1 protein-coding gene is annotated in these 206 nt (G+C 43.7%); it reads right to left on the reverse strand.

Going from position 1 to position 206, the window contains the following annotated elements:
• Nucleotides 1–206, reverse strand: a 206-nt coding sequence (locus HMPREF2811_RS11050) for an IS66 family transposase (RefSeq protein WP_141749256.1), incomplete at both ends; no start/stop codon positions are given.

Genomic DNA, 206 nt, shown 5'->3' on the forward strand with positions numbered 1-206 from the left:
TTGGCTCTCTAATACCCGATAGCTGGTTTCATCTGCGTGGAGAACTTCTTGTTGACGGAGCTTGTTTAAAAGTAAGTCACAGAGGTTCTGGAAATAGTATTGATAGGTGCGAATGTGCCAACCGCAAATCGTATCCCGACTTAGGGGCAGATTCATTTGTTTCCATTCCTGTTCTTGACGATAAGCGGGTAACTTCAAGCCATATT

Origin of the sequence: Globicatella sp. HMSC072A10, assembly GCF_001811625.1 — a bacterium.
Classification (GTDB): domain Bacteria; phylum Bacillota; class Bacilli; order Lactobacillales; family Aerococcaceae; genus Globicatella; species Globicatella sanguinis.